The following is a 14,169-nucleotide window of genomic DNA, read 5'->3' as shown; positions in this document are numbered from 1 at the left end:
TGTTTGAGGCAAAAAGTGAAAGCCCGCCAATAGGTCGAGGCAGTCTGTTATTTGTACTATCTTATTCATTGCGAAGTGTTTTATTATTCATTTGTTGTAATGCGTTTAATACTTCGCTTTCTTTGTAGCGTACCTTGTTACCAATGCGGTAAGCGGTTAAAATATTGGCTTTTGTCCAACTGTGAAGTGTTACCAACGAAACGCCTAAAAAATTGGCTACTTCGTGGCGTGTCATTAACCTTTCGGTAGGGTTTTGTACTTGGGGTTGTGATTTTGGTAGTAACTCTTTAACTACTTCTTTAATTTGCCCTAATAGGGTCTCCGCTGAAATACCTTGTATTTGAATAGCGGGAATGATGTTTGCACTCATAAATTTTAAAAATTAATTATTAACGGTGCAAAGAAACAAAGCAAAAAACCCAACATTGGCTAAATGTTGGGTTGGGTTGGGAAATTTCTTTGTTTAGATATATGCTATTTAAACTCTCTTATTTGTTCTATTTCATTATGAAATTTACAAAATTTTCCGCCTAATTCTTTCAAAGTGTTTGTTAATTGACTGGTTTTTATTGGCTTGCCTTTATGATGTATGCATTTTGTATCACACAATACTTTAATATAATCTTTTCTAATTACTTCGCATTCAGCCAGTACATCAAAAAAGTACCTAATGTTGTTTAAGGCTACTTTTTGTTTTATTTCAATGGGCGTTGGTGGGGTTTCAGCGTTTAGTAAGCGTTCCCATTGATAACTATTTGTAGGCTCAAATAATAAATTTAATATTTGTGTCATTATAGGGTTTTTGAAATGATACATTTCATTGGTTGGGTCGGTGTGGGCTAATATTTTTTTTGTTTCTTTGGGTTTAGGTGCTTTATAATAATTGCTTGTTTTGTTGTGTATTAGTTCTATTAACTTGCTTTGCTCCTCTAATTTAGCCTTTAAGTGTGTTATTTCATACTCTTTTGCTTCTAATTCGTTTAAAGTCAATTCATACCATATATTACCCTCGCACGCTTGTTTATCGGCTTCTACCTTTTCCATTGTTTCACGCCAACCCCCCGTAATGTTTTGAATGTTTTTAATAGTCTCTTTTACGGGGTTATCCCACTTAAATATGTTTTGGAAGTTTTTAATAGTCTCATTTATAGGGTTTTCCCATTTAGGTAAAGCGTTTTTTAATGTTTCAAAAGGTTTCATTACCTTGTTTTGGGTTTCAATGACCGTTTTTTGTATATCCTCTTTGGTTTCATTGGGGTTAATTGTAACTTTGATTGTTTTTATATCTGTATTTTTGTTGCTCATTGCTTTAAATCTTTTTTAAATATCGTTTAAACATTGCTTTTTGTTACTCGCAAAACGGTTTCATACCCTTGCTCCTTTTGTTCTTTTGCCCAAAAACGGGCTAATGTTTGGGCGTGTTCTTTTTTGGTTATCTTTATGTATTTCAAAAATACAGCTTCGGTTTGGTGTCCTGTGATTGCCATTATAACCATATTAGGCAATTTCCCGTACAAATTCGAGGCAAACGAACGTCTGCAAGTGTGTGAGCTAATAAGCTCATATTTAGGAAAAATGCCTATTTCTTTACGCTTGGTTTCGGGGTTCATTTTCGCCCCCTCTGTGGGTTCGTTAATACCTACGGTTTTACATATTTCCTTAATATATAGGTTAAATTTTTGGTCTGAAATTGTGTAAGGTAACTTGCCGTTTCTTTTTTCTAAAATTGCCTTAATTTGCGGGTGTAAAGGTATTATGACGGGTTCGCCTGTTTTGACGGTTTCAATTTCTATAAACCCCTTGTTTAGGTTTATTTCTTTGAGCCTCAAAAAGTCAGAAATACGTAACCCTGTACGCAAACCAATTATAAATAAGTCTCTTGCATTGTCTAACCTTTCGGACTTACCAAAGTCAAAATTATATATTTGGTCTATTTCTGTCTCATTCAAATAGGTGTCCTTTGTTTTGTTGGAAACTGCCATAAACTCAGAGTGTTTATATTGCGGGTTTATGGGTAAGCCCTCTAAATCAATGTTTTTGCACCATAATTTGAAGTGTGATATATAACTACCTATTGAATTGTTATTTAGGTTTTCAACATTTCGGCAATAATCTACGAAGTTCCTGTAAAACTCTAAATTAATGTTTTCGTGTCGTAGTTTCGTATCAGTGTGCTTTTCAAAACTTTGTACCTTGCTTAGTGTTGTTTTGTAGTGCTGTATTGTTCTTTGTGAAATGGGTTTGCCTTTGTATAATCGTTTCGGGCTTTCATCTATAAATCTTTGTATCCACTCGGTAAAATATATTTTGTATTGCTCATTTTCGGTTGCCCGCCCAAAAAAAAGGTTTATGCAGTTTTTCAGCCACATTTTCGGAATGTTCTTTTTTGCTAAAATATCCTGTGTCCATTTGTCCAATATAAATACTTCAAGTTCACGAAGCGTTGTATTTATTAAGTCCTTATTTGTTGAGGTTGCCTTTTGCTTCATTTGTTGGCGTGTGGCTTGCCAGTCCTCACGCTTTACCCATAAACCAGTAACACACGAAAAATCGTTATTTTGCGTTGGTTTAAATCGGCAAATGATGTTAGTAGGGTTGTTTTTTCCTTTCAGAATAAAATTTACTTTCATTACCTTTATTATTTTGTTGCAAAGTTAATACAATTCCCCTAATATTCCCCTAAAAAACTGTATTTTTTTTAATTCTACTTTACTCCACTTAACTTTTTAATTTTATATAATTAATTGTAAATAATAAAGTTATGTGTTATTTTTGTTGATTTTCAAGCGAACGTAAAACCTAATAAATTAATGGGGTGTTATTTCCACCTCAGGTACAAACGAAAAACCTTAATTTGTTGATAAACAACATTTTAAGGCTTAATTTTTTTTGTTTTTTTACGAAATATTAAAAAGAAAAGTTACATTTATGTGATTTTTTCGTTTCGAGGGTATATTAAAATGTTTTTGGTAATCGCTCGTAATTAAAATTATATTTTTTGTCAAAAAGTAAGGATAAAGAGATAAAAAATTTGTATAGTTGAAAAATAAAATTACTTTTGCAAAAAATTAATCTAATAAACAAATTAATCGTTAGAAATTATGTATTGGACATTAGAATTGGCGTCCTATTTAAGCGATGCACCTTGGCCTGCAACCAAAGATGAATTGATTGACTATGCTATCAGAACCGGTGCCCCAATGGAGGTAGTGGAAAATCTTCAATCTCTTGAAGATGAAGGGGATATGTATGAATCTATCGAAGAAATTTGGCCTGATTATCCTTCTGATGAGGATTATTTTTGGAATGAAGATGAATATTAATGATTTGTGGAAATAGTACAAAAGTCTCTTGAAAGATAAGAGACTTTTTTGTTTTTTTGATAAAAAACTGAATTTTTGTCAGTTTTTTTATGTTGGTACATTTATTGGTGTCCAACCGCACATAAATTTGATTATTTTAACCTGATATATATGAGTATTGTAAATTCACTAATAAAAATTTTTGTAGGTGATAAGGCTAAAAAAGATTTGAAAGCCATTCAGCCGATTGTACAAAAAATTAAAACCTATGCATCTCATTTAGAGGCTATTTCTAACGACGAGCTACGCGCAAAAACCATTGAGTTCAAAGAAAAAATCAAAAACGCAAGAGCTGAATTTGATGCAAAAATATTTGATTTACAGCAACAAGCAAATCAAACCGAAGATATTGACAAAAAAGAAGATTTATACACCGAAATCGATAAATTAAGTAACGAGGCTTACCAAGCATCAGAAAAAACGCTTAACGAAATCTTGCCCGAAGCCTTTGCCGTGGTGAAAGAAACCGCAAGGCGATTCGCTACAAATCAGACACTTACTGTAACGGCAACGCCTTATGACAGAGAACTTTCGGCAACACAAAACTACGTTACGCTCGAAGAAGACAAAGCCATTTGGAAAAATTCGTGGGACGCTGCCGGCAAGGAAGTTACGTGGGATATGGTGCATTATGACGTGCAACTTATCGGAGGAATTGCCCTGCATCAAGGGAAAATCGCTGAAATGCAAACCGGTGAAGGTAAGACACTTGTGGCTACGCTTCCTGTTTATTTGAACGCCCTTACAGGAAACGGAGTGCATCTGGTAACGGTGAACGACTACTTGGCACGCCGTGATAGTGCGTGGATGGGGCCGCTTTTTGAATTCCACGGAATGCGGGTGGATTGTATTGATAATCACCGACCTAACTCCGAAGAACGCCGAAAAGCCTACAATGCCGACATCACTTACGGAACGAATAACGAATTTGGTTTCGATTATTTGCGTGACAATATGGCACATACGTCCGCCGATTTGGTGCAACGTGCTCATAATTACGCCATTGTCGATGAGGTGGATTCCGTTTTGGTAGATGATGCCCGTACGCCGTTAATCATCTCAGGACCAACACCTAAGGGTGAACTTCACGAGTTTAACGAACTCAAACCCATCGTGTCCGATTTGGTGTCGAAACAACGCCAATACCTAACCAAAGTCCTTGCCGACGCCCGCAAACTCATTGCCGAAGGCAATACCAAAGACGGAGGTTTTCTGTTGCTTCGCGTACATCGCGGACTGCCTAAAAATAAGGCACTTATCAAGTTTTTGAGTGAAGAAGGCGTTAAGCAATTGCTTCAAAAAACCGAAAATTATTATATGCAAGACAACAATCGCGAAATGCCAAAAGTTGATGAAGAACTTTATTTCGTGATTGATGAAAAAAATAATCAAATTGAGCTGACCGACAAAGGTTTTGCCGACATTTCTTTCGACGGAGACAAAAATTTCTTCGTGCTTCCTGACGTGAGCATCGAGATAATCAACATCGAAAAACAAAATCTCCCGATTGAGGAAGAAGCCGCTCTGAAAGAAAAACTTTTCCAAGAATTTAGCGTAAAAAGCGAGCGTATTCACACCTTAAATCAGTTATTAAAAGCCTATACGTTATTCGAGAAAGACGTTGAATATGTGGTGATTGATAATAAAGTTTTAATTGTTGATGAGCAAACAGGACGTATAATGGACGGTCGTCGTTATTCCGACGGATTGCACCAAGCCATCGAAGCCAAAGAGAATGTAAAAATCGAAGCCGCAACGCAGACGTACGCCACCATTACCCTACAAAATTATTTCCGTATGTACAACAAACTTTCGGGAATGACAGGTACGGCAATCACCGAAGCGGGCGAGTTCTGGGAAATTTACAAATTGGACGTGATGGAAATCCCGACCAACCGACCCATTGCCCGTAAAGACCAAAACGACCTGATTTACAAAACGAAACGCGAGAAGTACAACGCTGTTATTGAGGAAGTTGTGCGCCTATCGGAAGCGGGTCGCCCCGTGCTTATCGGTACAACTTCAGTGGAAGTTTCCGAATTGTTGAGCCGAATGCTTACAATGCGAAAAATAAAACACAACGTGCTCAATGCCAAGTTACACAAAAAAGAAGCTGACATTGTGGCAGAAGCAGGGCAACCCGGTGTGGTAACCATCGCTACCAATATGGCAGGACGTGGAACCGACATCAAGCTCACGCCTGAAGTGAAAGCCGCCGGAGGGTTGGCAATCATCGGAACTGAACGCCACGATTCGCGCCGAGTGGACAGACAGTTGCGTGGACGTTCCGGACGTCAAGGCGACCCCGGAAGTTCACTCTTCTACGTTTCTTTGGAAGATAATTTGATGCGACTCTTTGGTTCTGAGCGTATTGCGAAATTAATGGACAGCCTTGGGCATAAAGAAGGCGACGTGATTCAGCATTCCATTATGACCAAACGAATTGAAGCTGCTCAGAAAAAAGTAGAGGAAAACAATTTCGGAATACGTAAACGTTTGCTTGAATATGACGATGTTATGAACGCTCAACGTGAGGTGATTTACAAACGCCGTCGTCACGCTTTGGAGGGCGAACGCCTTAAAGTGGATTTGGCAAATATGATTTTCGATACCTGTGAGGTAATCGTGGCGGGAAATAAAGGCGGAAATAATTACAAAAACTTTGAATATGAGTTGATTAAGTATTTCTCACTGAAAACACAAATCACCGAAGGCGAATTTGCCAAAACACAGGCTAACGACTTGGTTTTCAAATTATATAAAGAAGTATTGACACTTTACCAAACCAAAACCGAGAAAAGTGCCGAAACTGCTTTCCCTGTGATAAAAAATGTGTATGAAAATCCGTCAAATACTTACGAGCGAATCGTAGTTCCGTTTACCGACGGGCAAAAAGCACTCAATATCGTAACTGATTTGAAGGAAGCCTATGAGTCTGGCGGAAAGCAACTTATTAATGATTTTGAAAAGAACATCACGCTGGCAATCATTGATGAGGAATGGAAAACGCACTTACGCCGAATGGACGAACTGAAACAATCGGTGCAATTGGCGGTTCACGAGCAAAAAGACCCGCTTTTGATTTACAAATTCGAGGCTTTTGAGCTTTTCAAAACGATGATTGACAAGGTGAATAAAGAAATTATTTCATTCTTGTTCAAAGCGGAATTGCCACAGCAAACGCAACCCGTTGAAGAGGCGAGACCGGTTCAAAAACCGGAAAATTATCAAACTTCAAAAGAAGAAGTGCTGAATTCCGATGAGATGGCAAGTCGCCACCGACAAGCAATGGAGCAATCGCACCAACGTCCGCAAGTGGTAGAAACCATCGTTCGTGAGCAACCTAAAATCAATAGAAATGAACGGGTTACGGTTCAGAATATCCGCACCGGCGAGCGAAAAGAAATGAAGTACAAGCAAGCCATTCCGCTTATTGAAAAAGGGGAGTGGGTGGTTGTGCCTAATAAATAAGAAAAATGAATAAATTAAAAATCCCCTTGATTTTCAAGGGGATTTTTAATTTAGAACAGAAGCTAATTTTTACGAATCAAAAAGCGGTAAATATTCCATAAATTCGTTTACTCTGTCGGCGACGTCATCTAAATATTCATCATTTTGATAATTATTGATTACTTCATCAATAAAATCGGCAATGGTTTGCATATCAGTCTCTTTGAGTCCGCGTGTGGTAACAGCAGCCGTTCCCAAACGAATCCCTGAAGTTACAAACGGACTTTTATCGTCAAACGGAACCATATTTTTGTTCACGGTAATATCGGCTTTAACAAGCGCTTTTTCGGCATCTTTTCCGCTGATGTTCTTGTTTCGTAAGTCAATGAGCATTAGGTGATTATCCGTTCCTCCCGAAACAATTTCGTACCCTTTTTCAATAAGTGCTTTTGCCAAGGCTTGTGCGTTTTTTTGCACTTGAATGGTGTAGTGCAGGAAGTTATCGGAAAGAGCTTCACCGAAGGCAACGGCTTTGGCAGCGATAATGTGCATTAAAGGTCCGCCTTGATTTCCAGGGAAAACCGCCAAATCAATAAGCGATGACATCATTCGGGTTTCGCCTTTCGGAGTTTTGATTCCGAACGGATTTTCGAAATCTTTACCCATTAGAATAAGTCCGCCACGAGGCCCGCGAAGGGTTTTGTGCGTGGTGGTGGTTACAAAATGGCAATGCGGAATGGGATCATTTAGTAATCCTTTGGCGATGAGCCCCGCAGGGTGAGCGATATCCGCCAGAAGGAAAGCCCCAACGCTGTCGGCAATCTCTCTAAATCGTTTAAAATCAATGTTTCTTGAATAAGCCGAATAACCCGCTATAATCAATTTTGGTTTTTCTTTTTGGGCAATTTCAGCAATTTTGTCGTAGTTGAGACGCCCGGTTTCCTTTTCAACGCCGTACGACACGGCACGGAAAATTTTTCCGGAGAAATTCACGGGTGAACCGTGTGTTAAGTGTCCGCCGTGAGCGAGGTCTAACCCTAAAATAGTGTCACCGGGTTGCAAGCAAGCTGAATAAACCGCCGCATTGGCTTGCGACCCGCTGTGTGGTTGCACGTTGGCGTATTCCGCTCCGAAGAGAAGTTTCGCTCTGTCAATGGCAAGTTGTTCCACTTCATCAACTACTTCACAACCACCGTAATAACGGCGGCCCGGGTAACCTTCGGCATATTTATTGGTCAGCACTGAACCGGCAGCCTCTATCACTTCGGGGCTTACAAAATTTTCAGAGGCAATAAGCTCAATGCCACGTAGTTGCCTGTCTCTTTCTTCTTCAATTAAATCAAAAATTTCTTTGTCACGTACCATAAATTCTTGCAATATTAATAATTTCCCCAAAGGTACGGCTTTTTGCAAATATATTATTCTTTTTTTCTGAAAAATTTTTATGAAAAATTATTTTTGTTGATTAACAGTGGATTATGTGTACTAAATGTTCTTTTTTTAAATATTTTCAATAAAAATTTTATTTATATACCACAAAATAATATATTTGTTTGCTGAAAAATTAAATAATAAAGAAGAAAAATATGCTTGAAAGTTCGGTTTCACCACTGCATCACACTTGGGTTACTGTTCCGTTACATTCTGATTTTCCGATACAAAACATTCCTTTTGGTGTGTTTTTAACGCCCGATGACGTGGTTACCATCGGTACGCGCATTGGTGATACCGCCATTGATTTGGGGGCGATGCACCGTTTGGGATATTTTGACGGAATTGCGTTGGCTGATGATATTTTTATGCAAGACAGCCTGAATGATTTTATTTCGGACGGAAAAAAAACGTGGCGTTTGGTGCGCAACCGTATCGCTGAAATTTTTGATGCGGATAACCCAGTTTTGCGTGATAATGTGGCACATCGTGCTATGATACTGTTTGATTTAGAGGAGATTGAAATGCAACTTCCGGTGCGAATTGGTGACCATACGAATTTTTATTCGAGTAAAGACCAAATTTCACATATGGAAAATTTGAAAAAAATTAACCATTATGAAGATTTTTTGGTATCGCCATTGAGTTTTCCGTTGGGATATCACGGCAGAAGTTCGTCGATTGTACCTTCGGGAATTCCGATTCATCGTCCGTTTGGACAAATTTTGCCGAAAGACGCCTCAAAATTAGCGCTTTTACCATCAAATGAAATTGATTTTGAACTGGAAATGGCTTTTATAACCACTGACGTGAATGTTTTGGGCGAAAGTATTTCGGTTGAAGAAGCGGAAGATTATATTTTCGGGATGGTACTGTTCAACAATTGGGCGGCGAGGGACATTCAACGCTGGGAACGCACGCAGCCCATATCTTCGTTTTTGGCGACTAATTTTGCCTCGTCAATGTCGGCTTGGGTGGTAACGATGGACGCGCTGGCGCCGTTTAAAGTGCTGAAAGAGAAGCAAAATCCGGAGCCTTTGCCTTATTTGCAGAAAAAAGAAAATCATACCTATGATATTGAATTAGAGGTGTTTTTAACCAACCAGAAGGGAAACAGAACATTGATTTCAAAAACGACTTACTTGACTACCTTTTGGACTATGGCTCAGCAACTTGCACATCATACGATAGGCGGTTGTAAGGTGAATAGCGGTGATTTGATGTCGAGTGGCGTTATTTCGGGCGGAACGGCTGAAAGTGGCGGTTCGTTGCTTGAAATAACCAATGGAGGAGAACATCAAATACGGCTTAATGACGGTACGAATCGTATTTATTTAAATGATAATGATACGATTACGATTTCAGGGCATTGCAAAAAACACAATTTGCGCATTGGGTTTGGGCAGGTGAGCAATATGTTGCTGGCGCCGTGGCTTAAAAAGAATTTAAGCAATTAATTTAGAAATGATTATACGAGATTTATGATACAGTCAATGACAGGATTTGGCAAAAGTGTGGTTTCACTTGCCGATAAACACATTAGCATCGAAATAAAATCGTTAAACAGCAAGAGTATCGATATCAATACGCGTATTCCTTTGATATATAGGGATAAAGAATTGGAGTTTCGGAAAATTCTGGCAGATGAATTGCAACGGGGTAAAATTGATTTCAGTATTTTTGTTGAAAACACCAATGCCCAAACTTCGGTGAAAATCAATGAAAATGCAGTGAAATCGTACATCGCTCAGATGAAAAATATTGTTGATGGCGACACTACCGAGTTGCTGAAAATGGCGGTGCGTATGCCCGATGCCTTGCAAACGTCGGTAGAGAGTATTTCGGCTGATGAAATTCAGGCAGTTACTCAGCAAATTTATGCGGCAATTGCTGATTTACAGCAATTCAGAACCGAAGAAGGAACTGTTTTGAAAAAAGATTTTGCTTTGCGCATTCAAAATATTCGTGATTTGTTGCAAAAAGTAGAGGCATTAGACCCCGAGCGTTTGTTGCTTGTTCGCGAGCGTTTGGAAAAGGCGGTAGCTGAAATTCAGAATGTTGATGCCAATCGTTTTGAACAAGAACTTATTTTTTATTTGGAAAAATTGGACATCACGGAAGAGAAAATCCGTTTGAAAAACCATTTGGATTATTTTATTGAAACGCTAAACTCAGATGAATCCAACGGACGCAAACTCAGTTTTATATCGCAAGAGATTGGTAGAGAGATAAATACGCTTGGTTCAAAAGCCAATTTTTCGCCAATGCAGCAACTTGTGGTGCAAATGAAAGACGAACTTGAAAAAATTAAAGAACAGGTTCTGAACGTTTTGTAATTGTTTGAAATGATGATAAAAAAGGTTAGCTAATCAAGCTAACCTTTTTGTTTTTAATTTGTTATGAGCTTATTTGTTTAGCGAGGTTATGTGAATGCTCCACTCGGTATTTATAACATTCTCCGTTCCTCAAATACCTCTTTCAAAGGAGGATTGACATTAGATGAATTAAAGTGAATGAGTTATACTTTTAATATCACTGATGTATATTTGTTGAAAATTTTCTATTGCTAATTAACAGATTATTAGTTGCACAGATTTGATTTTTAACACCAACAACGCTCAATGGATTAATTTTCGCTAAATTCTTTTTGTACAAATAGGAAAATTTGTTTTTCTGTTGTATTTTTGCCCGAAGCCCTTAAAAATTAGTGTTTTGTAACTAATTTGACTATTTAAAGATATTTAATCATTTATTATATAACGAATACTAAAATGAATAAACTAATCATATTTTCGGCACCTTCCGGAAGTGGAAAATCCACCATCGTGAGGCATTTGCTTTCATTGGATAAACTAAACTTATCATTTTCAATATCAGCTACTTCTCGTGCTCCCAGAGGACAGGAACAACACGGTAAAGAATATTACTTTCTGTCGGCAGATGAATTCAAAAAACGAATCAAAAACGATGATTTTTTGGAATGGGAAGAGGTATATCAAGGAAATTTCTACGGAACGCTAAAAACCGAAGTGGAACGCCTTTGGGCGGCGGGTAAAACCGTGGTTTTTGATATTGATGTGGTTGGCGGTCTGCGGATTAAAGAAAAATTTCCTGACCAAAGTCTGGCTGTTTTTGTAAAACCTCCAAGCATTGAGGAGTTGGAAAAACGATTACGCCAGCGACAAACCGAAACCGAAGACAAAATCAAAATGCGTTTGGACAAAGCCGCACAAGAGCTTGCCGTGGCACATAAATTTGACGTCATTATTGAAAACGATGATTTGCAAAAGGCTCTGCAAGATGCTGAAAATGAAGTTGCTAAATTTTTAAATGTAAAGTAGATGAAAAAAAAGCAAGTGGGACTTTTTTTCGGGTCGTTCAATCCCATTCACGTGGGGCATTTGATTATCGCCAATCATTTGGTGGAACATAGCGATTTACACGAACTTTGGTTTGTGGTTACGCCTCAAAATCCGTTTAAGGAAAAGCATTCATTGTTAGATAATTACAGCCGTTTAGAGATGGTGCATCGGGCATTGGAAGGTTACGATAAATTGCGTACGTCCGATATTGAGTTTAACCTGCCGCAGCCTAATTACACGGTCAATACGTTGGCTTATTTGGAAGAAAAACATCCCAATATTGCTTTTTCGCTGATAATGGGCGAGGATAATTTGAAAAGTCTTCATAAATGGAAGAATTACGAACATATTCTGAAAAATTATCGTATTTTTATTTATCCACGAATTTCCGAAGGAAAAATTCCCCAGGAATTTGATAATCATTCAAATATAATAAAAATAAACGCTCCAATCGTTGAACTTTCGGCAACCTTTATTCGCAATGAAATAAAAGAAAAACGAAATGTGCGTCCGCTATTGGACGCCAAAGTGTGGCAATATATTGACCAAATGGGATTTTATTCTCACTAAAACCGACTGAAAATCAATCGTTTTTTTGATGGTTTTTAGTATTGAAACGTAAAGGTATAAAAAGATTGATATAGCCAATTTTTGCGATAAAGTTTATAAAACAAAAACGCCCACATATGGGCGTTTTTTGTTAAATTGAAGTATAAAACTATTGTTTTTTGAATGTGAAAGCGTAAGGCTCTTTGTTTTCTGCTATGCCGGAAAGCGTTAAAACATTGCCTTCGATTGAGAAGGTATATTCAACGCTTTTTCCTTTTTCTGTTATGACAATTTTGTTGTCTGAGGTGGTATAGGTAGCCTCTGATACTTGTGATATACATTCAGAAGAATTACCTTTTTTCTCAACAAGAGTTACTTTTACACTTTTTTCAGAAAAAACATAAGTGCTTTGTTTCATACAAGCATCAGGAGTAACAGACTCACCTGCATCTGAAATGGCTTCCAGCTTCCAAGTTCCGATAAAAGGGTTTGCAGGCGGTGTTTTACGTGCATTCTTTTTGTAGGTAGTAACAACCCCCGACGGTAACGTTAGCGTTAAAATATCTCCCTTTATGGAGTATGAAGCTGACGCTTTTTGTCCTCCAACCTCAATAGTTATTTGATTGCCCGAAACGGTGTAATTTACTTTGGCTACATCCTCTTTGCATCCGGTAGATTTTGTTCTAAAATCATGTGTTTCATAGGTGTTTTCCGTTATGATGATGTAGGAATACTCTTTGCACGGGTTTTCACCTATTGCTCCGTTTTTAGTTTCTGATTGAAACGCCCACTCACCGTATAAAGCAGAGTGGTCTTCCTTGTTTTTGCTGCACGCCATAGTGATAACGGCAATTACAAATGTTAAAATGTTTCTCATAATAAAAAGATTTTTATTGTTTTACATAATATCGGGCTATTCTCTTTCCGTCGGGTAATGTTTCTACCATTAACATTCTGGTTTCAGTTCCATTATCCCATACCTTAAATTCAAAACTTTCGTTTTTCCCCAAAGAAGAATAACTTAATGTGTGCTCTGAGATAGAATAGGACGCCTCCATAACATCTTCCAAGCAAGAACCGTCTTGTTGTTTTGTGTATGAATATTTTTTAAGTTTTTTGTCTGAAAAAATAAACTTTTCCTGTTTTTGACATTCACTCGTCCAAGCATCTCCTTGTGCCATTCCCATACCGGGTTTTCCTAAGCCCGTCCAGTAAGCTGCCCAACTGATTTTCCACGTACCTACAACTGAAGGAGTATCATCTTTTGGTTTGCAAGAAACAACCAAAAGAGAAAGAATTGAAAAATAAATAATTGCTCTCATATTTTGATATTTAAAAAATTATACTGAAAATAAACGATTAGTCATCTTTTTAACTTCTGAAAAACAGAAAAATGCCTAATCGGGTTGCAAATAAATACTTTTTTTTCATTCTATGCAACTTTTTGTATAAAAAATGTTTACTTTTGTCAAAAAAATTTCTTATGAAGAAATATTATTTATTCATTTTCGTTGTTTTTACCTTAAATTTTGCTTTAGGGCAAGATTATTCTCTTCAAGTAGATGAAGTCAAAAAAAAAGAAAATAAATATTTGTTTTTGTCAAGACACTCTGTATTAAGAGCTTGGAATGATGATAATTTGTGTAATTCAGATTTTCGATTTTCTCTCAATGGACGAGTAATGTTGTCTTGGGGAGGAGGTGAAGGTACTCACCATTTGCCGATAAATTATTTCTTTGACTTTGAGCCTAAGTTGTTGAACATATATGGGTGGTTTAAGGATTCTGGACGATATTGGGCTTTTGGCTGGCATCATTCTTGTTCCGTAGACCAAGGAGCAAATAACGCGAGTTTTGATAAAACAAAAAATGTTGAATTATGCCGAGGAGACCATATCAGGGGTTTTGATAATACTGAGAATGAAGTTGAAATAGAATACAACTTAAACTTTTACATTATTCCCCTCCACACCCTCACCCCCGAAATATTTTCTCGTAATATAAAAAACACATACC

The 14,169-nt window shown here is 37.6% G+C and carries 13 protein-coding genes; 7 read left to right on the top strand and 6 right to left on the bottom strand.

Annotation, left to right across the window (positions count from 1 at the left end; translation table 11 throughout):
• Positions 1–61: 61 nt before the first annotated feature.
• The 3 genes from Q4D72_RS11075 to Q4D72_RS11065 all read right to left on the bottom strand — a co-directional run bounded on the left by Q4D72_RS11075 (position 62) and on the right by Q4D72_RS11065 (position 2,630).
• On the bottom strand, positions 62–370 hold the full coding sequence (locus Q4D72_RS11075) for a helix-turn-helix domain-containing protein (RefSeq protein WP_303077919.1): 309 nt from the start codon (positions 368–370) through the stop codon (positions 62–64).
• Positions 371–474: 104 nt separating this feature from the next.
• A complete protein-coding gene (locus tag Q4D72_RS11070) occupies positions 475–1,305 on the bottom strand; it encodes a hypothetical protein (protein ID WP_303077918.1) in 831 nt (276 codons plus the stop codon).
• A gap of 26 nt (positions 1,306–1,331) precedes the next feature.
• On the bottom strand, positions 1,332–2,630 hold the full coding sequence (locus Q4D72_RS11065; protein WP_303077917.1) for a site-specific integrase: 1,299 nt from the start codon (positions 2,628–2,630) through the stop codon (positions 1,332–1,334).
• Positions 2,631–3,101: 471 nt separating this feature from the next.
• Here Q4D72_RS11065 and Q4D72_RS11060 point away from each other — a divergent pair, with 471 nt between their 5' ends.
• Both Q4D72_RS11060 and secA read left to right on the top strand, forming a co-directional pair.
• Positions 3,102–3,323, top strand: coding sequence for a DUF2795 domain-containing protein (locus tag Q4D72_RS11060; RefSeq protein WP_026193747.1), 222 nt, complete (start codon positions 3,102–3,104; stop codon positions 3,321–3,323).
• A gap of 150 nt (positions 3,324–3,473) precedes the next feature.
• A complete protein-coding gene (gene secA / locus Q4D72_RS11055) occupies positions 3,474–6,833 on the top strand; it encodes a preprotein translocase subunit SecA (protein ID WP_303077916.1) in 3,360 nt (1,119 codons plus the stop codon).
• Positions 6,834–6,902: 69 nt separating this feature from the next.
• On the opposite strand, the gene glyA is transcribed toward secA, so the two are convergent.
• On the bottom strand, positions 6,903–8,177 hold the full coding sequence (gene glyA, locus Q4D72_RS11050) for a serine hydroxymethyltransferase (protein WP_303077920.1): 1,275 nt from the start codon (positions 8,175–8,177) through the stop codon (positions 6,903–6,905).
• Positions 8,178–8,398: 221 nt separating this feature from the next.
• Here glyA and fahA point away from each other — a divergent pair, with 221 nt between their 5' ends.
• The 4 genes from fahA to nadD all read left to right on the top strand — a co-directional run bounded on the left by fahA (position 8,399) and on the right by nadD (position 12,175).
• Complete coding sequence (gene fahA / locus Q4D72_RS11045) at positions 8,399–9,700, top strand: fumarylacetoacetase (protein WP_303077915.1); 1,302 nt, start codon at positions 8,399–8,401, stop codon at positions 9,698–9,700.
• A gap of 24 nt (positions 9,701–9,724) precedes the next feature.
• Entirely contained in the window at positions 9,725–10,579 is an 855-nt protein-coding gene (locus Q4D72_RS11040; RefSeq protein ID WP_303077914.1) for a YicC/YloC family endoribonuclease, read from the top strand.
• A gap of 435 nt (positions 10,580–11,014) precedes the next feature.
• Positions 11,015–11,584, top strand: a complete 570-nt coding sequence (gene gmk, locus Q4D72_RS11035) for a guanylate kinase (RefSeq protein ID WP_303077913.1) — start codon at positions 11,015–11,017, stop codon at positions 11,582–11,584.
• Complete coding sequence (gene nadD / locus Q4D72_RS11030) at positions 11,585–12,175, top strand: nicotinate (nicotinamide) nucleotide adenylyltransferase (protein ID WP_303077912.1); 591 nt, start codon at positions 11,585–11,587, stop codon at positions 12,173–12,175.
• Between the two features lie 148 nt (positions 12,176–12,323).
• Here nadD and Q4D72_RS11025 read toward each other — a convergent pair whose 3' ends face one another.
• Together Q4D72_RS11025 and Q4D72_RS11020 are read right to left on the bottom strand one after the other, a co-directional pair.
• On the bottom strand, positions 12,324–13,031 hold the full coding sequence (locus Q4D72_RS11025; protein ID WP_303077911.1) for a lipocalin family protein: 708 nt from the start codon (positions 13,029–13,031) through the stop codon (positions 12,324–12,326).
• A gap of 13 nt (positions 13,032–13,044) precedes the next feature.
• Positions 13,045–13,476, bottom strand: coding sequence for a lipocalin family protein (locus Q4D72_RS11020; RefSeq protein ID WP_303077910.1), 432 nt, complete (start codon positions 13,474–13,476; stop codon positions 13,045–13,047).
• A 161-nt stretch (positions 13,477–13,637) separates the two neighbouring features.
• Between Q4D72_RS11020 and Q4D72_RS11015 the strand changes: the two genes are divergently transcribed.
• Positions 13,638–14,169, top strand: a 532-nt coding sequence (locus Q4D72_RS11015; protein WP_303077909.1) for a hypothetical protein, incomplete at its 3' end; no start/stop codon positions are given.

It is taken from the genome of Capnocytophaga sp. (assembly GCF_030532915.1).
Classification (GTDB): Bacteria; Bacteroidota; Bacteroidia; order Flavobacteriales; family Flavobacteriaceae; genus Capnocytophaga.
Note: the sequence above shows the minus strand (reverse complement) of the source record. Positions and strands in the feature narration are given on the sequence as shown.

Excerpts from the sequence above, each read along its gene's own strand:
- Q4D72_RS11020 (WP_303077910.1), bottom strand. The coding sequence starts at position 13,476 with ATGAGAGCAATTATTTATTTTTCAATTCTTTCTCTTTTGGTTGTTTCT.
- Q4D72_RS11025 (WP_303077911.1), bottom strand. The coding sequence starts at position 13,031 with ATGAGAAACATTTTAACATTTGTAATTGCCGTTATCACTATGGCGTGC.
- gmk (WP_303077913.1), top strand. The coding sequence starts at position 11,015 with ATGAATAAACTAATCATATTTTCGGCACCTTCCGGAAGTGGAAAATCC.
- Q4D72_RS11070 (WP_303077918.1), bottom strand. The coding sequence starts at position 1,305 with ATGAGCAACAAAAATACAGATATAAAAACAATCAAAGTTACAATTAAC.
- Q4D72_RS11040 (WP_303077914.1), top strand. The coding sequence starts at position 9,725 with ATGATACAGTCAATGACAGGATTTGGCAAAAGTGTGGTTTCACTTGCC.
- glyA (WP_303077920.1), bottom strand. The coding sequence starts at position 8,177 with ATGGTACGTGACAAAGAAATTTTTGATTTAATTGAAGAAGAAAGAGAC.
- nadD (WP_303077912.1), top strand. The coding sequence starts at position 11,585 with ATGAAAAAAAAGCAAGTGGGACTTTTTTTCGGGTCGTTCAATCCCATT.
- fahA (WP_303077915.1), top strand. The coding sequence starts at position 8,399 with ATGCTTGAAAGTTCGGTTTCACCACTGCATCACACTTGGGTTACTGTT.
- Q4D72_RS11060 (WP_026193747.1), top strand. The coding sequence starts at position 3,102 with ATGTATTGGACATTAGAATTGGCGTCCTATTTAAGCGATGCACCTTGG.
- secA (WP_303077916.1), top strand. The coding sequence starts at position 3,474 with ATGAGTATTGTAAATTCACTAATAAAAATTTTTGTAGGTGATAAGGCT.
- Q4D72_RS11075 (WP_303077919.1), bottom strand. The coding sequence starts at position 370 with ATGAGTGCAAACATCATTCCCGCTATTCAAATACAAGGTATTTCAGCG.
- Q4D72_RS11065 (WP_303077917.1), bottom strand. The coding sequence starts at position 2,630 with ATGAAAGTAAATTTTATTCTGAAAGGAAAAAACAACCCTACTAACATC.